The organism is Mycolicibacterium sp. ND9-15 (assembly GCF_035918395.1).
In the GTDB taxonomy this organism is placed as follows: Bacteria; Actinomycetota; Actinomycetes; order Mycobacteriales; family Mycobacteriaceae; genus Mycobacterium.
Window position 1 is genome coordinate 1310020 of record NZ_CP142362.1, and the last position, 16848, is coordinate 1326867.

General features: G+C 66.3%; 18 protein-coding genes. 7 read left to right on the top strand and 11 right to left on the bottom strand.

From position 1 onward, the window contains the following. Window positions 1-21 precede the first annotated feature (21 nt). Both QGN32_RS06385 and QGN32_RS06390 read left to right on the top strand, forming a co-directional pair. Entirely contained in the window at window positions 22-798 is a 777-nt protein-coding gene (locus QGN32_RS06385; protein ID WP_326547784.1) for a beta-phosphoglucomutase family hydrolase, read from the top strand. Further along, on the top strand, window positions 795-3152 hold the full coding sequence (locus tag QGN32_RS06390) for a glycoside hydrolase family 65 protein (protein WP_326547785.1): 2358 nt from the start codon (window positions 795-797) through the stop codon (window positions 3150-3152). The genes QGN32_RS06385 and QGN32_RS06390 overlap by 4 nt, the downstream gene beginning before the upstream one ends. A gap of 23 nt (window positions 3153-3175) precedes the next feature. Here QGN32_RS06390 and phoU read toward each other — a convergent pair whose 3' ends face one another. Genes phoU through guaB form a run of 5 tightly spaced genes read right to left on the bottom strand, consistent with a single transcriptional unit; the run spans window position 3176 to window position 8583 of the window. Further along, window positions 3176-3835, bottom strand: coding sequence for a phosphate signaling complex protein PhoU (gene phoU, locus QGN32_RS06395; protein ID WP_326547786.1), 660 nt, complete (start codon window positions 3833-3835; stop codon window positions 3176-3178). A gap of 27 nt (window positions 3836-3862) precedes the next feature. Then, on the bottom strand, window positions 3863-5599 hold the full coding sequence (locus tag QGN32_RS06400; RefSeq protein ID WP_326547787.1) for a GMC oxidoreductase: 1737 nt from the start codon (window positions 5597-5599) through the stop codon (window positions 3863-3865). 41 nt (window positions 5600-5640) lie between these two features. After that, complete coding sequence (locus tag QGN32_RS06405) at window positions 5641-5847, bottom strand: zinc-ribbon domain-containing protein (RefSeq protein WP_326547788.1); 207 nt, start codon at window positions 5845-5847, stop codon at window positions 5641-5643. Window positions 5848-5868: 21 nt separating this feature from the next. Further along, window positions 5869-6999: a GuaB3 family IMP dehydrogenase-related protein gene (locus tag QGN32_RS06410; RefSeq protein WP_326548965.1), complete on the bottom strand. Its 1131-nt coding sequence runs from the start codon at window positions 6997-6999 to the stop codon at window positions 5869-5871. Window positions 7000-7056: 57 nt separating this feature from the next. Next, a complete protein-coding gene (gene guaB / locus QGN32_RS06415; RefSeq protein ID WP_326547789.1) occupies window positions 7057-8583 on the bottom strand; it encodes an IMP dehydrogenase in 1527 nt (508 codons plus the stop codon). Window positions 8584-8774: 191 nt separating this feature from the next. On the opposite strand from guaB, the gene QGN32_RS06420 reads away from it, so the two are divergent. Continuing rightward, window positions 8775-9179, top strand: coding sequence for a DUF5319 domain-containing protein (locus QGN32_RS06420; protein WP_326547790.1), 405 nt, complete (start codon window positions 8775-8777; stop codon window positions 9177-9179). A 1-nt stretch (window position 9180) separates the two neighbouring features. On the opposite strand, the gene QGN32_RS06425 is transcribed toward QGN32_RS06420, so the two are convergent. From QGN32_RS06425 to QGN32_RS06435, 3 genes are all read right to left on the bottom strand, one after another. Further along, the gene (locus tag QGN32_RS06425) at window positions 9181-10287 is read right to left on the bottom strand and encodes an anti-sigma-D factor RsdA (RefSeq protein WP_326547791.1); all 1107 of its coding nucleotides are present in this window, start codon (window positions 10285-10287) and stop codon (window positions 9181-9183) included. Continuing rightward, window positions 10280-10858, bottom strand: a complete 579-nt coding sequence (locus tag QGN32_RS06430; RefSeq protein WP_326547792.1) for a sigma-70 family RNA polymerase sigma factor — start codon at window positions 10856-10858, stop codon at window positions 10280-10282. The genes QGN32_RS06425 and QGN32_RS06430 overlap by 8 nt, the downstream gene beginning before the upstream one ends. 88 nt (window positions 10859-10946) lie before the next feature. After that, window positions 10947-11729, bottom strand: a complete 783-nt coding sequence (locus tag QGN32_RS06435; RefSeq protein WP_326547793.1) for a tetratricopeptide repeat protein — start codon at window positions 11727-11729, stop codon at window positions 10947-10949. 361 nt (window positions 11730-12090) lie between these two features. On the opposite strand from QGN32_RS06435, the gene QGN32_RS06440 reads away from it, so the two are divergent. Continuing rightward, window positions 12091-12381 (top strand): WhiB family transcriptional regulator, encoded by a 291-nt coding sequence (locus QGN32_RS06440; RefSeq protein WP_112552744.1) that lies wholly within the window; start codon window positions 12091-12093, stop codon window positions 12379-12381. Window positions 12382-12401: 20 nt separating this feature from the next. On the opposite strand, the gene QGN32_RS06445 is transcribed toward QGN32_RS06440, so the two are convergent. Both QGN32_RS06445 and QGN32_RS06450 read right to left on the bottom strand, forming a co-directional pair. Continuing rightward, on the bottom strand, window positions 12402-13457 hold the full coding sequence (locus QGN32_RS06445; protein WP_326547794.1) for a 3-deoxy-7-phosphoheptulonate synthase: 1056 nt from the start codon (window positions 13455-13457) through the stop codon (window positions 12402-12404). A gap of 221 nt (window positions 13458-13678) precedes the next feature. Continuing rightward, complete coding sequence (locus QGN32_RS06450; RefSeq protein WP_326547795.1) at window positions 13679-14011, bottom strand: hypothetical protein; 333 nt, start codon at window positions 14009-14011, stop codon at window positions 13679-13681. Between QGN32_RS06450 and QGN32_RS06455 the strand changes: the two genes are divergently transcribed. Further along, entirely contained in the window at window positions 13998-14138 is a 141-nt protein-coding gene (locus QGN32_RS06455) for a hypothetical protein (protein WP_326547796.1), read from the top strand. The genes QGN32_RS06450 and QGN32_RS06455 overlap by 14 nt on opposite strands. A gap of 200 nt (window positions 14139-14338) precedes the next feature. Here the strand turns inward: QGN32_RS06455 and QGN32_RS06460 are convergent, their stop codons facing one another. After that, complete coding sequence (locus QGN32_RS06460; RefSeq protein ID WP_326547797.1) at window positions 14339-14668, bottom strand: hypothetical protein; 330 nt, start codon at window positions 14666-14668, stop codon at window positions 14339-14341. 226 nt (window positions 14669-14894) lie between these two features. Between QGN32_RS06460 and QGN32_RS06465 the strand changes: the two genes are divergently transcribed. Both QGN32_RS06465 and QGN32_RS06470 read left to right on the top strand, forming a co-directional pair. Continuing rightward, the gene (locus QGN32_RS06465) at window positions 14895-15356 is read left to right on the top strand and encodes an OsmC family protein (RefSeq protein WP_326547798.1); all 462 of its coding nucleotides are present in this window, start codon (window positions 14895-14897) and stop codon (window positions 15354-15356) included. A 72-nt stretch (window positions 15357-15428) separates the two neighbouring features. Beyond that, window positions 15429-16733, top strand: a complete 1305-nt coding sequence (locus QGN32_RS06470) for an NAD(P)/FAD-dependent oxidoreductase (protein WP_326547799.1) — start codon at window positions 15429-15431, stop codon at window positions 16731-16733. Window positions 16734-16848: the final 115 nt, after the last annotated feature.

The window sequence follows — 16848 nt, forward strand, 5'->3', positions numbered from 1 at the left end:
GGCGAAAACGGGAATGGGTAGATGGTGCCGATAAGCCCTGGAACTGACGGAACAACTGAGAAACTTGGTCTTCCCGCTGGAATCCGCGCTGCGTTGTTCGACCTTGACGGCGTGCTGACGGACACCGCAAGCGTGCACAAGAAGGCGTGGAAGCTGATGTTCGACGACTTCCTCCGGGCGCGGGCGGAGCGCACCGGTGAGGCATTCACACCGTTCGACGTGCAAACCGACTATCTGCCCTATGTCGACGGCAAGAAACGAGAAGACGGCGTGCGGTCATTTTTGACCAGCCGCGGCATCGAGTTGCCCGACGGCAATCCCGACGACGGGCGACCGCAGGAGACCGTCTACGGGCTGGGCAACGCGAAGAACGCGATGTTCCAAGAGATTCTGCGGATGGACGGCGTGGATGTGTTCGAGGGCTCGCGGCGCTATCTGGAGGCGACCGCGGAGTCGGGCCTGGGCATCGCGGTGGTGTCCGCCAGCGCCAACACTCGCGAGATACTCGAATTGACCGGGCTGGCGGGGTTTGTCCAATACCGGGTCGACGGTGTCGTGCTGCGTGAGGAGAACATCGCAGGGAAACCGGCGCCCGATTCCTTCCTACGTGCAGCCGAGCTCCTCGGCATCGAACCCCAGCAGGGCGCCGTTTTCGAAGACGCCATCGCCGGCGTGGCGGCCGGGCGCGCGGGAGGCTTCGGCGTGGTGATCGGCGTCGACCGGGTAGGTCACGCAGAAGCGTTGCGGCGCAACGGAGCTGACATCGTGGTATCCGACCTGGCGGAGCTGCTCGCATGACCTTACACGACGATGTGTACCCGGTCGAGCCGTGGCAGGTCCGCGAGAAATCGCTCGACATCAGCGTACTTGCCCAGTCGGAGTCGTTGTTCGCACTGTCGAACGGCCACATCGGAATGCGCGGAAACCTCGACGAAGGCGAGCCGCATGGCCTGCCGGGCACCTACCTGAACTCGTTCTACGAACTTCGTCCCCTGCCATATGCCGAGGCGGGATACGGCTACCCGGAGGACGGCCAGACTGTCGTCAACGTCACCAACGGCAAGCTGATGAGGCTGCTGGTGGACGACGAACCGTTCGATGTGCGCTACGGCGAACTGCTCGACCACGAACGCGTCCTCGATCTGCGGGCGGGCACGCTCAAGCGCACCGCGTGCTGGTGCTCGCCGACAGGCAAGAAGATCAAGATAACGTCCACCCGGATCGTTTCGCTGGCCCAGCGAAGTGTGGCGGCAATCGAATACGTCGTCGAGGCGCAGGACGAATTCGTCAGGGTCACCGCGCAATCCGAACTGGTCGCCAACGAGGAGTTGCCGCCGTCATCGAGGGATCCGAGGGTGTCGGCGGTGCTGGAGAAACCGCTGGAGCCGGTGCAGCACGAACACTCCGACCGCGGCGCGATCCTGTTGCACCGCACCCGGGGCACCAACCTCATGATGGCCGCGGCGATGGACCACGACGTCGAGGTGCCCGGCCGGGTTCAGATCGACACCGGTGCCGGCGTGGACTGGGCAACCACCACAGTCATCTGCGGCCTCCGGCCCGGCCAACGGCTGCGGATCGTCAAGTACCTCGCCTACGGGTGGTCGAGCTTGCGGTCCCGCCCGGCCTTGCGTGATCAGGCAGCGGCAGCGCTCGCCAACGCGCGGTACACCGGCTGGCAGGGCCTGCTCGACGCCCAACGCGCGTATCTCGACGACTTCTGGGACGGTGCCGACGTCGAGGTGGAGGGTGACTCCGACCTCCAGCAGGCGGTGCGGTTCGCGCTCTTCCACGTCCTGCAGGCCAGCGCTCGCGCCGAGCGGCGCGCGATACCCGCTAAGGGGCTCACCGGCACGGGTTACGACGGGCACGCTTTCTGGGACACCGAAGGTTTCGTGCTTCCGGTGCTGACCTACACCCATCCGTCGGCGGCGGCCGACGCATTGCGTTGGCGCTCATCGATTCTCCCGCTCGCCAAGGAGCGGGCCGCCCTACTCGATCTCGAGGGTGCCGCATACCCGTGGCGCACCATCCACGGCGAGGAGTGTTCGGCCTACTGGCCGGCGGGCACCGCGGCCTTCCACGTCAACGCCACCATCGCAATGGCGTTCGAGCGGTACCGCGTCGTGACCGGCGACCATTCCCTGGAGCACGAGTGTGGCCTCACGGTGCTGATCGAGACCGCTCGGCTGTGGGCGTCGCTGGGACATCACGATCGGCACGGGGTGTGGCATATCGACGGTGTGACCGGACCGGACGAGTACACCGCCGTGGTGCGCGACAACGTGTTCACGAACCTGATGGCGGCGGCCAATCTTCGGGCGGCCGCCGATGCCTGCGCGCGCAACGTGGACGCCACCCAGACCGCGGGGGTCACCAACGAGGAAATGGCCGCGTGGCGCCACGCCGCCGAATCGGCCCATATCCCGTTCGACGAGGAACTGGGGGTGCATCCTCAGTGCGAGGGATTCACGACCCTGCGGGAGTGGGACTTCACCAGCAACACGATCTACCCGCTGCTGATGCACGAGCCATACGTCCGGCTCTATCCGGCGCAGGTGGTCAAGCAGGCCGACCTGGTTCTGGCAATGCACTGGCAGGACCACGTGTTCACCGCCGAGCAGAAGGCCCGCAACGTCGACTACTACGAACGCCGCACCAGCCGGGACTCGTCGCTGTCGGCGTGCACGCAGGCGGTGATGTGCGCCGAGGTGGGCCATCTCGACCTTGCCCATGACTACGCCTATGAGGCCGCGATGATCGACCTGCGCGATCTGCACGGCAACACCCGCGATGGATTGCACATGGCGTCGCTCGCCGGGGCGTGGGCCGCACTGGTGGCCGGTTTCGGTGGGTTGCGAGACGACGAAGAAGTGCTCGAGCTCGACCCCAGATTGCCCGACGGGATATCGCGGCTCCGATTTCGATTGCGCTGGAGAAGCTTTCGGGTCACCATCGACGCGAACCACGACGACGTCACCTACACGCTGCGCGACGGTCCGGACGCCGTGCTGCGGATCCGCCATGGCGGCGAAGATGTCGTGCTGGATTCTCGGGAACCGACGAGGTTGCCGGTCCACCGCTGCGAACCGCTGCTGCCGACGCCGCAGCAGCCCCCGGGCCGGCACCCATTGCGGCGGGGCCGGGTTTAGCGACCCGGATTCAACGCCGGGGGCTACGCCATCTGCTTGTGTCCCGGCAGTCCCCCGGTCGCCTCGAACACCACCCGCTTACCGATTTCGACGGCATGGTCGGCGAACCGCTCGTAGTAGCGGCCGAGCAACGCGATGTCGACGGCGGAGCACACCCCGTCCAGCCACTTGTGGTCGATCAACAGCGTGAACAGGTGCCGATGCTCGGCGTCGACGGCGTCGTCCTCGTCGCGCAACCGCGCCGCTTTGTCGGGATCACGCGAGAGCACCACCTCCTGCGCGGTCCTCGCGAGTGTCACCGCGTGGGCACCCATTTCGGCGAAGGTCGGGCGCACGTCGGCAGGCAGCGCGCATTCCGGGTGCCGCAAACGTGCGATGCCTGCGACGTGGGCCGCCAACGCACCCATCCGGTCGATGTCCGCGGCGATGTGGATGGACCCGACCACCGTGCGCAGGTCACTCGCGACAGGCTGCTGCAACGCAAGGATCCGCAGCGCCGCTTCCTCGGCCCGCCGGTTGAGCGCGATCATGTGCTCTCGGTCGGCGATGACTTGCTCCGCAAGCGACAGGTCGGCCTCCAAGAGAGCCCGGGTGGCACGCTCCAGCGCGCTGATCGCCAGCCCACACATCTCGCCGAGCCGGCCACTCAGCGCGGCCAGCTCCTCGTGATATGCGGTTCGCATCGGCGACCCTCGTCCCATCGTCGAGTTCTAACCGGCCGACGGGACCGGCTCGATGGGCAGCCGCCGAAGCGCCGCGGGGGCGTCGGCGGGCACCACCGGGTTTTGGGGCGCGACAGGCGCCAGCCGGCGGTAGGGCTGGCCCTGCTCCGGCCGCAGGTCCTGCTGTCCCTTGTTCGGCCACAGCGACGCCGCGCGCTCCGCCTGCGCGGTGATCGAAAGCGATGGATTGACACCGAGATTCGCCGAGATCGCCGCGCCGTCGTGCACCGACAGCGTGGGGTACCCGTACACCCGGTGATACGGGTCGATGACACCGTGTTGTGCGTCGTCGCCGATCACGGCGCCGCCCAGGAAGTGCGCCGTGAGCGGGATGTTGAACAACTCGCCCCAGGTGCCGCCCGCGACCCCGTCGACCTTCTCGGCGATCCGGCGGGTGACCTGATTGCCGACCGGGATCCACGTCGGGTTGGGTGCCCCGTGACCCTGCTTGCTCAAGAAGCGCCGGATTCCCAGCTTGTTCCGCTTGGTGAAAGTCGTGATCGAGTTGTCCAGGTGCTGCATGACCAGCGCGATCAACGTGCGCTCGCTCCACCGCCGGACGTTGAGCAGCCGCAGCGTGCCACGGGGATCGTTCCGAGCGTTGATGAAAAGCTGCTTCCAGCGTGGGATGTCGGTGCCTTCCGGACCGTCGCCGTCGGTCATCAACGTCTGCAACAGGCCCATCGCGTTGGAGCCCTTGCCGTAGCGGACGGGCTCGATATGGGTGTCCGGCGTGGGGTGAATCGACGACGTGATCGCTACGCCGTGCGTCAGGTCCAAGTCGTCGGACACCTCGAATCGCCCAGCGCCGACGATCGATTCGGAGTTGGTGCGCGTCAACACGCCGAGCTTGTCCGACAAGGCCGGCAGCTTGCCCGCATCGCGCATCTTGAACAGCAACCGCTGGGTGCCCCAGGTGCCGGCGGCGAGGACCACGTGGGTCGCGGTGAAAGTTCGCTTCTGCCTACGCAACCAGCGACCGGTACGGACGGTGTGTACGTCCCACAGTCCGTCTGGCCGCTGCTCGAAGCCGGTGACTGTGGTCATCGGGTGGATCTTCGTCCCGAACTTCTCCGCCAGATACAGGTAGTTCTTGACCAGGGTGTTCTTGGCGTTGTGCCGGCATCCGGTCATGCATTCGCCGACCTCGATGCAGCCCCTGCGCGCCGGGCCGACCCCACCGAAGTACGGGTCGGGCACGGTCTCGCCGGGTGCCTTGGTGCCGTCGGGCCCGAAGAAGACGCCCACCGGCGTCGGCACGAACGTGTCCCCGACGCCCATCTCGTCGGCGACCTGTTTGACGACGCGGTCGGCGTCGGTGAACGTCGGGTTCGTGACGACGCCGAGCATGCGCTGCGCCTGGTCGTAGTGTGGCATCAACTCGGCGCGCCAGTCGGTGATCTCTTTCCACTGCGGGTCGTTGAAGAAGGGATCCGGTGGCACGTAGAGCGTGTTGGCGTAGTTCAGGGACCCGCCGCCGACGCCGGAACCGGCCAAGATCATCACGTTGCGCAGCAGGTGGATCCGCTGGATGCCGTACATGCCGAGCTGTGGCATCCACAGGAACTTGCGCAGATTCCACGAGGTCTTGGCGAAGTCCTCGTCGGCGAAGCGCCGGCCCGCTTCCAGCACGCCGACGCGATAGCCTTTCTCCGTGAGCCGCAGGGCGGTGACGCTGCCGCCGAAGCCCGAACCGATCACCAGGACGTCGTAGTCAGGTTCCATCAGTCCAGTATGGCGTTACCGAGGGGTAACTTCCTAGTCGTTCACACGGCGACGGCAGTGCCGCAGATCCCGCAGACCTCGAACTGGCGCCGGTTCCAGCGTGCCACCGGAATGAAGAACAACGTGAACTGCTTGAACTCCCGGACCCGCGACCACTGCGTGGTGTTGTGACAGCGCCAGCACGTCCTGACCTCCCCCGCACCAAGGTGTTGCTGTTTCGTGCCGTAGCCGAAGAGGAAGAAGAACACCCCGTTCAGACTAGGCGCAGTTCAGCTTCCGACGGTGAGGCCGACCTTCTGGAACTCCTTGAGGTCGCAGTACCCCGCCTTGGCCATCGAGCGGCGAAGCCCCCCGACGAGGTTCAGCGAGCCGAACGGGTCGTCGGACGGACCGGTGAGAACCTGTTCCAACGACGGCCGTTCACCCACCGCGACCTGCAGGAACGCACCCCGTGGCAGCGACGGATGGGCGGCGGCGGCGGGCCAGAACCAGCCGTCGCCAAGGGCCTCGGCCGAACTTGCCAGCGGCGTGCCGAGCACCACCGCATCGGCGCCACATGCGATGGCCTTGGCCAGATCTCCGGAGGTGTGCATGTCACCGTCGGCGAGCACGTGCACGTACCGCCCGCCGGTCTCGTCGAGGTACTCGCGGCGCGCCGCGGCTGCGTCCGCGATCGCGGTGGCCATCGGCACGCTTATGCCCAGCACTTCGTCGCTGGTGGTCACGCCGCTGGTCGAGCCGTAGCCGACGATGACGCCGGCCGCGCCGGTCCGCATCAGGTGCAGGGCCGTGCGGTGGTCGAGCACGCCCCCGGCGACCACCGGCACGTCGAGTTCGGAGATGAAGGTCTTGAGGTTCAGCGGCTCCCCGTTGGATGCCACACGTTCGGCGGAGATGATCGTGCCCTGGATGACCAGCAGGTCGATCCCGGCGGACAGCAGTGCGGGCGTCAGCGCCCGCGCGTTCTGCGGGCTGACCCGCACCGCCGTCGTCACCCCGGCCTCGCGGATGCGCGCGACGGCGGCCCCCAGCAGGTCCGGGTCGAGCGGTGCGGCGTGCAACTGCTGCAGCAGTCCGACCGCGGCGGAAGGTTCAGCGGAGGCCGCCGCTGCTTTCTCCACGACCTGACCGATCTTGGCTTCTACGTCGGCATGCCGACCGATCAGACCCTCGCCGTTGAGCACGCCGAGGCCGCCGAGCCGACCCATCTCGATGGCGAATTCCGGGGACACCAGCGCATCGGTGGGATGGGCCACCACCGGGATCTCGAACCGGTAGGCATCCAGTTGCCATGCGGTCGAGACATCCTGCGACGACCGGGTGCGTCGCGACGGGACGATGTTGATGTCGCCGAGTTCGTAAGTGCGGCGGGCGGTTCTGCCCATGCCGATCTCAACCATGTCTCGCATGGCGGGTCTCCCCCTGTCAGTACGTTCTGTTCCTCGCGCAAGCGCTCGTCAGCGGGTGTAGTAGTTCGGCGCCTCGACGGTCATGGTGATGTCGTGCGGGTGGCTTTCCTTGAGCCCAGCCGCCGTGATCTGCACGAACTGCGCCTGCTGCAGCTGCTCGATCGTCGCCGAGCCGGTATAGCCCATGGCGGCCCGCAGGCCCCCGGTGAGCTGGTGGATCACCGTCGCCAGCGGGCCCCGAAAGGGCACCCGGCCCTCGATGCCCTCGGGCACGAGTTTGTCCTCGCTGAGCACATCGTCCTGGAAATAGCGGTCCTTGGAGTACGAGCCACGCGTCGCGCCTGCCGCGCCTCCGCCGCCGGACCGGCCCTGCATTGCGCCGAGCGACCCCATGCCGCGGTAGCTCTTGAACTGTTTGCCGTTGACGAAGATCAGCTCGCCCGGCGACTCTGCGGTACCCGCCAGCAGTGAGCCGAGCATCGTGGTCGACGCGCCCGCGGCCAGTGCCTTAGCGATGTCCCCGGAGTACTGCAGCCCACCGTCGGCGATGACCGGCACACCTGAGGGTGCGCACGCGGCGACGGATTCCATGATCGCCGTGATCTGCGGTGCGCCCACACCGGCCACCACCCGGGTGGTGCAGATCGAGCCGGGCCCCACCCCGACCTTCACTGCGTCCGCACCGGCCTGCACGAGGGCGGCCGCGGCGGTACGTGTCGCGACGTTGCCGCCGATCACCTCGACCCGGTCGCCGACGGCGACCTTGATCCGGCTCACCATGTCCAGCACACCGCGGTTGTGCGCGTGTGCGGTATCCACGACCAGCACATCGACGCCGGCGTCCACCAACGTCATCGCCCGCGTCCAGGCGTCGTCACCGACACCCACGGCGGCCCCGACGAGCAACCTGCCGTCCTTGTCCTTGGTCGACAACGGGAACTGTTCGGTCTTGACGAAATCCTTGACCGTGATCAGCCCGGTCAGCTTGCCGTGCCCGTCGACGATCGGCAGCTTCTCAATCTTGTTGCGGCGCAACAATCCTAGCGCCGCCTCGGCGGACACGCCCTCGCGAGCGGTAATCAGCGGGGCCTTTGTCATCACTTCGGACACCGGCTTGGACTGGTCGACTTCGAACCGCATATCGCGGTTGGTGATGATGCCGACCAGCTCGCCGGTGTCGTCGACGACGGGCAGCCCGGAAATCCGGAATCGCGCGCACATCGCGTCGACTTCGGCCAGCGTGTTGTCCGGCGAGCAGGTGACCGGATCGGTGACCATCCCGGCCTCGGAGCGCTTGACCGTCTCGACCTGGCCGGCCTGCTCGGCCACGGGAAGGTTGCGGTGCAGCACGCCCATTCCGCCGGCGCGGGCCATCGCAATCGCCATCCGGGACTCGGTCACGGTGTCCATCGCGGAGCTCACCAGCGGGACCTTGAGTCGGATCTTCCTGGTCAGTTGGCTGGAGGTGTCGGCGGTTGCTGGAATCACGTCGGAGGCGGCCGGCAGCAACAACACGTCGTCGAAAGTGAGGCCCAGCATGGCGATCTTCGTCGGATCGTCTCCACCGGTCGACACGGGCACCGCGATGGGGATGCTGCTTTCGGCAGTCGACGTTTGTATCGACAAGGTGAGCCTCCCGTAATGCAGCCGAACACAGTCGTCGAGCTAGATATCCATCTTATCGGCTGCGGGCGGCCATCCCTGATGCACGGCCATGACGGGCTAACGGCTAGCGCGATCCCAGCACGGCTGCGTAGGGTGGACTCGTGCGTGACCACCTGCCACCGGGTTTGCCACCCGACCCGTTCGCCGATGACCCGTGCGATCCTTCGGCGGCCCTCGACGCCCTTGAGCCCGGCCAGCCGCTGGACCCGCAGGAGCGGACCGCGGTCGAGGCCGACCTCGCCGATCTGGCGGTGTACGAGGCCCTTCTGGCGCACCGGGGGGTCCGCGGCTTGGTGGTGTGCTGTGACGAATGCCAGCAGGACCACTATCACGACTGGGACATGCTGCGCGCCAATCTGCTGCAACTGCTGGTCGACGGCACGGTGCGGCCGCACGAGCCCGCCTACGATCCCGAACCCGACGCCTACGTCACGTGGGATTACTGCCGCGGCTACGCCGACGCTTCGCTGAACGAGGCGGCGTCGGAATCCGACGGCTACCGCTGATCTAGCTGGGCTCGTCGACCGCCTGCGGCACGGTGGTGATCACCGTCTTCGGCGCGGGCGTCTCCCCCGCAGGCTGCCTTGACGGCGGCGCGACCGATGGTTGCTCGTCGTCCTGGTGCTCGATCACCGACGGTTGCGACGACGGCGTCGGAGCCGGAACGCGGGTGCTCGGTGTCGGTTGGGGCGTGGTCGCCGTCAATGTCGGCTGCTGCGTGCGCGGCGGTGGTGGAGAGTTCGGCACGGACGTCGGCGGGGCGGTGCCCGGCAACTGAACTGGCGGCGAGGTTGTCGCCTCTGACGTCGACGTCGACGTAGTCGGCGACGGCGACGGCGACGGCGACGGGGTCGTGGTCGAGGGCGACATCGACGGGGTGGTCGATGGGGTGGTCGGCCCCGATGGCGAGGTGGTCTGCGATGTCGCAGTCGCTTCCGATGTCGTCGTTCCGTCGCTGGGAGTGAGCACGACGACCTCGGGGAAGGTCGGCGGCGGAACACCCGGCGGCACGGTCGCCGCGGGGTCTTGGGCCTCGACCTTGACCGTCAGCTCCTGCCATTGGGTGACCAACTCTTCTTTGCGTTGGGAGTCGTTCACCGTCGCGACGGTCGTGGTCAGCGTCTCCAGCTTGTCCTGGGCGGCCTGCCACTGGCCCTGGTCGATGAGCTGCTGCACCTCGGCCATCTGCGTCTGCGCGGCGAGCACGACCGCGTCGTCCCGTGTCTCCTGTTGCTCTCCGAAGAACATCGTGCGCAGGCCGTACAGGGAGTCACCCGGGCCCGATGCGGCCACCACCGCGCCGAAGCCTCCGATGCACAACACCGCGGCGGCGGCCGACCCGACGACGGCCAGCGACATTCGGGTGCGCCGACGCGATGCGGCGGCACGGTCCAGCGCCAGCACCGCGTCGCGTGGCGTGACCGTCGCGGTGAGGGGAGCCCCGCGGACCTCGTCGCGCCAGCCGGCCAGAAGCGCAGCCAGTTCGGCCTCGCCTGGATCGGTCGAATACACCGGCTGCTGATAGGCCAGCGCATCGAGGAACCGATCGGTGCGGTTGATCTCGTTGAGAGAGGGGTCGCCGCCGTTCGATGTCCAGCGTCCGAAGTCAGGCATAGTCGCGCCCCGTCGCAACGATCTCGGACTTGAGCCGCGCCAGTGCGCGGTGCTGGGCGACCCGGACCGCGCCCGCCGTGCTGCCGACGGCCTCTGCGGTCTCCTCGGCACTCATCCCGACGACGACGCGCAGGACGAGAATCTCTCGCTGCTTCTCCGGGAGCACCGCGAGAAGCTTGTTCATCCGCGCCGACGCCTCGGCGTCCAGGGCCATCTGCTCGGGTCCGGCGGCCAGCGAGAACCGCTCCGGCACGACATCGGTCGGGTCGGATCGGTTTCGGGCCGCTGCGCGGTGCGCGTCAGCAACCTTGTGTGCGGCGATGCCGTAGACGAAGGCCAAGAACGGTCGTCCCTGATCCTTATAACGTGGCAAAGCCGTGATGGCGGCCAAGCAAACCTCCTGCGCAACGTCGTCTGCCGAGAGACCACTGCGCTCTGTCGCCCCCACCCTCGCCCGGCAGTAACGAACGATGATCGGGCGAATGGTCTCCAGCACCTCCCGAAGTGCGTCCCGGTTTCCTGCCACAGCCTCAGCAACGACAGCATCGAGACGTTCTCCCGAAAATGTCATCGTGGGCGATCTCTCCAACGTTACGAATGGGACCCAGCCCAAAAAGGGCATCAGCTAAACCATAACTTTCACTTACGCGTTGGCCCGGTTACCGCACCGACCACACGCCGCCCCGCCGACAGACTGTATCGGCGCAACGGTCGCGGAGCATCACCATGTCCCGGGTCGGGTGGTTGGCGCTGCCGATGTCGGCCAGCAAGCAAGCCAACGCCCAGCGCAGCGGAACCATTCCAAGGCGATCCGTATCGTCGAGCGCCGTATCCGCCACGGCACGGGCGGTGTCCAGGTCACCAGCGCTGCACCGCGCGGCCGCAAGGACGACGGACGACTTGACCTGGTGGCGCATCGAGCCCAGCCTCGCGGCGTGTTCGACGGCGCGTTCGGCATGGGCGATCGCGGTGACACCTTCGCCGCGCGCCATCGCCAGTTCCGCGGACACCCAGCCCAGCCGCACCCGCAGCCGCGGCGGCGTCGAGTCGGACAGGAGTCCGCCGGCGCGGACCAGCGCGGACTCCGATGCCGCGAACCGGCCCACCCCCAATGCGTCGGCGGCCAATCCGATCAATGCGTCCGCCGCCCCCTCTGTGCCCGGCCCGGCAAGCACCAGCGCGCGTCCGTCCCATCGCCGCGCCTGAGTGTGCCAGCCCAGCTGGCGCAGGAACGACGCCTCCGTGCTGTGCGCCAACGCACGCTCCGGCGCCGCGCTGCGGTACACCTTCGCCAGATCGGCACGCGCGCTCGCGTAGCGGCCCTGACCGCCGGCGGCCACGGCGCGCAGCCACAACTCCCGTGGCGTGGCGGCACAGGGCAACGGCCAACGCCCCGGGTCGTCGCCGAATGCGGCGTTCGCCAGAACGGTCTCCACGGGCATCGACTGGCGACGGTATCAATCGGTTGGTTAACAGTTGATGGTGGCAGTGTTACTTCCGTGTATACGGACGGGAATTATTGTCGCAACGGTAATTGAAGCGAACTGGAAAAACACGTTCGACGATCGACCGCGATACGTTCGCGTAGCACCCTTCGCGTTGTGCATGGGTCGCAATGATGAACGTGAGGTAAATTCTCGGCCTGCGGTTATGTCAATGAGCACATGGTCGGGCTATTGACGAGATTTCGTAAGCGCCCCTACTTTGTGTCCACGAGTGGTCATCGGCGACTTGAGCTCGAATTCGGTTTTGAACTCACTCATCCGTTCGTTTTCGAAATGGATGTGCAGAGAGGGGTTTCCAATGCCACAGCCGCAACAGCTGCCCGGTCCCAACGCCGACATCTGGGACTGGCAGATGGCCGGGCTTTGCCGAGGCGTCGATTCCTCCGTGTTCTTCCACCCTGACGGCGAACGCGGCCGTGCTCGTGCTCAGCGCGAGATGCGCGCCAAGGAAATGTGCCGGCAGTGCCCGGTGATCGCCCAGTGCCGCGCACACGCGCTTGCCGTCGGTGAGCCCTACGGCATCTGGGGTGGGCTGTCCGAGACCGAGCGCGAACTGTTGCTGAAGCGAGGCATCCGCAGGGCTTCCTAGGACGTCGGCGCGGGCGGAGGCTAGCCCCTCTTGGCCAGCTCGCGCAGCGCCGAATCGGTTGTCGTCCAATCCATGCACTTATCGGTCACCGACTGCCCGTAAGTCAGTGGGCGGGATTCGGGTGACTGCGCCCCGGCGACGAGGAAGCTCTCCAGCATCACCCCACTGACCGGAAGGCCGTCGCGCACGAGTTGCGCCACCTCGGACGCGACCTGCGCCTGGCGGACGTGGTCTTTACCGGAATTGGCGTGGCTGCAATCGATCACGACGCGGCCGGACAGCCCGACCGCCGTCAGCTTTGCGGCCGTCGCCTGCACCGACTCGGCATCGCAGTTCGGCCCGTGGGTGCCACCGCGCAGGATCACGTGACAGTCCTCGTTGCCCGCCGTGTTCACCAGCGCGCCACGCCCGAGGTCGTCCATTCCGAAGAAGACATGCGGGGCGGCGGCGGCCTTCACCCCGTCGACGGCGACCTGGATGTTGCCGTCGGTGCCGTTCTTGAACCCGACGGGCATCGACAATCCGGATGCGAGCTGGCGGTGCACCTGGGATTCGGTGGTGCGCGCCCCGATCGCGCCCCACGCCACCGCGTCAGCGATGTACTGCGGGCTGGTCGGCTCCAGGAACTCGCATCCGACCGGCAGCCCGATGTCGACGATGTCGAGCAGCAGGTGGCGCGCGATGCGCAGACCGCGAGCCACGTCGAAGGTGCCGTCCATGTCCGGATCGTTGATCAGGCCCTTCCACCCGACCGTGGTGCGCGGTTTCTCGAAATACACCCGCATCACGATCTTGAGCCGATCGTTGAGGTCGTCGGCCACCTTGACCAACCGGCTGGCGTAATCCAGCGCGGCGGAAGGATCATGCACCGAGCAGGGGCCCGCCACGACCAGGAGGCGATCGTCGCGCCCAGCGAGGATGTCAGCGATCTCGTCGCGGTCGCGCACCACCCGCTCGGCCCGCCGCGGACCCAACGGGAACTCGCTGAGCACGTCGTGCGGGCTGGGGATGGTGCGAAAGCCGCGGACCCGCCGATCCGAGGTAACCGGAGGGGCGGCGATCTGCGCTGGATTCACGTTCAGGTGCCTTTCTGGTTTGTGGGCACCCGGTGAATGGCCGGGGCCCTTGAATGACGAAAGGCAGCGACCTTGTGGTCACTGCCTGGGCTCCGGGTGGATGCGTGCTTAGCGCTGCGCCTTATCGGCTCCGCCCGGAGCCTCGATAAAGCGCCAATAGCCGGCACGCAAACCGATGTTCACGCGGCCCAGGGTATACCGGGGTCGGAGTCTTGCCAAAATCAGGGCTGCCCGCGGAGATCAATCCTCCGTGTAGCGATATGTGCCGATGTGCACACGTCTATGCGGTTACGCACCAACTCATCGCCGTCGTCGAACACCGCTTTGAAGTCATACAGGCACGCGTCGGTGCCGTCATCGATATTGATGTTGATCGACTGGCCGACCGGTAGCACGTCGTCGCCGAGGATGTCTTCCTCCCAGGTGTTGCGGCCGATGTTCGATGCGTAGAACTCGACGATGGTGTGCCGCGTTTCATTGATGATCTGCACGTGGCGGTCCTGCGCACCTGCCGGTGCTGCGGCCAGCCCGACCAGGGCGATGGCCGCCAACATGATGCTGATCGTGAGTTTCGTCAACATCGTGATCATCGAATCCCGCTTCTCGAACGGGCGCGACCCGGAGGGCTTTCCGGCCCGCCGCGACGCCGACGGCGGCTATCTCCCCGCGCAGCAGATTTAACTCTCCTTCCAGCGTCAACGGTGCGGTTTCGACGATTTAGCGAAGTGATACGCCCAACTCGTAGTCCGTCCGATCGCATCCGAAGACCCTCACAGCGGCGGACCGCCTTTCACGACATGCGATCCCCGGTCGATCAACCTCGGGTCCGAAACCGTACAAAGGTGCGCGCTCGCGCGACTGGGCGCTCGGTCAACGAGCGACTACTCCGCACCCGACTTCTCGTCACCCTGCTTCTTCAGCGTCTCACTCGCGCTGCTGACGACGCTTCGGATGAACTCGTATTGCGTCTTGACGAGCTTGTCCGCCATATCAAGGGCGGCGTCGACGATGGTTTCGCGCCGCGACGGATGATCGTCGCCACGCCCGGGCAACGACTCCTCCACAGTGCCAACGAATTTGCGCACGGCATCGATGGCGCTCCGTTGGCCGGACTCGAGAGACTTGAGCACGTCGTCAGACAAGCCCGCTGCCCGTTCCGCCAGGTCTGACGCACGCTCAGCCGGCGAGTTCTTCTCGGTGCTTTCCGCCATGATCACTCCTGAAGGTTGAGTGCGAAAACGAGCCTCGAAACGACTCGACACCAGGATGCGCTCCGGCCTCGCGCTGCCATAGGGCCGATGGTCATTACCTCTGGCCGTACTCATCCTCGGCCGGCTTGTCGACCACCGCGGTCTGAGTAGTGTCGGGTTCCAGCTGACACGGCCCCGACAACTTCGACACTGCCCCCAGTGGCATCCGGTCGACAAGGAGAGTCGCATGACTACACACGAGTCTGGCCATGACGGAGCGCTGCCTGCAGACACCGTGACAGTGACGGATAGCGGTACGGGGACTTACACGCAGCAAATCACCGCCGGGCGCCATCATTTCACTTCCGACGAGCCACGGCCGATTGGCGACGACGCAGGGCCAACACCTTACGATCTGCTGCTGGCCGGACTCGGGGCATGTACCTCCATGACGGTACGAATGTATGCCAATCGCAGAGGCTGGCCGCTCGAGCATGTCGCGGTAGCCCTGCGACACAGGCGGATTCACGCCGAAGACTGCGTCGAGTGCGAGACCACCGAAGGGTGGATCGATCACATCGATCGCGAAGTCGAGTTGGCGGGCGACCTCGACGACACCCAACGGCAGCGATTACTGCAGATCGCCGAACGATGCCCAGTTCATCAGACGCTGACATCGGAAGTTCGTATCGCCACGGCGTTGCGGTGAGCGGCCTTGGCGCCACCGCGATGCGGGGCGACTCGAAGAAGCAGATGTCTCACTGACGCGAAGGAGCGCCCGATGACCACCACAGCGGATGCCGTCGTCATCGGAGCCGGGGTCGTCGGCTCCGCCACGGCCTTGGAGCTGTCACGCCGTGGCCTGAACGTGCTCGCGGTCGATAAGGCCGGTGGCGCCGGCATGGGATCGACCAGCGCATCCAGTGCCATCATCCGGTTCAACTACTCGACCTGGGAAGGTGTCGCGGCTTCCTGGGAATCGAAGTTCCGCTGGGAGGAGTGGGAAGAGCACCTGGGGTACCGGGATCCCAACGGATTGGCCGGGTTCCATCGATGCGGCATGATCGTCCTCGACGTCCCCGTAATCCCACGGCAGACGATGACCGACCTCTTCGACCGCGCAGGTATCCCCTATGAGGTGTGGGACGCCGAAATGCTGGCGAACCGAGTGAGCGGCATCGACACCGGTTCCTTCTACCCGCCCAAGCAGGTGGATTCAGCAGAGTTCTTCGAAGACCCGCACGGCGACCTCGGAGCTCTGTATACCCCCGATGGCGGCTACGTCGACGACCCGCGCCTCGCCGCTGCCAACCTCGCGGCGGCAGCCGCGCACCAGGGTGCCCGCTTCGCTTTTCGCCGCCGGGTCAGTTCGATCGGCCGCGCCGGCGACGTGTGGCGCGTGGAGATCGAGGGACAGGAACCGATCGAGGCACCCATCGTCGTGAACGCCGCCGGCCCGTGGTCCAGCGCGATCAACAAGATGGTCGGGGCCACAGACGATTTCACGATCGAGGTAGCCCCGATGCGCCAAGAGGTGCACCGTGTCCAGGCGCCTCCTACTCTCCGGGCCCCAAACGCCGAGTTCCCTGCGATCGGCGATTTGGATCTGGGCATCTATGTCCGGCCGGAGTCGGGCAGCGACATGCTCGTCGGCGGCACCGAGCCAGAGTGCGACCCGCTCGAATGGATCGAAGACCCGGATGCGGCCAACCTGAACCCGACGGTGGGCCGGTACGAGGCTCAAGTCAGCCGCGCCGCTCGACGGTTCCCCGACATGACGGTTCCGAACCGGCCGAAGGGCATCGCCGGCGTGTACGACGTCGCCGAGGATTGGACGCCGATTTACGACAGGACCGCTCTGCCGGGGTTTTATGTCGCAATCGGCACGAGTGGAAATCAGTTCAAGAATGCCCCCATCATCGGCTCCATCATGGACCGCGTCATCGACGCCGTCGAGAACGGCCGTGACCACGACAACGACCCGGTCCACTACACCTGTCCGCACACTGGTCACGACCTCAACCTCGGCTCGTTCTCACGTCGACGCGAGATCAATCCAGACTCCACCGGCACGGTGATGGGATAGCTCGAGGACCGCCGATGTAATGAGTTGGCACGTCGACGATTTCACACCTGCAGACTGCTACGCCCTGTCCTCCCCTATTCAGGCAGGTGGAGGGCGGCCATACCAAGTTTTGCGG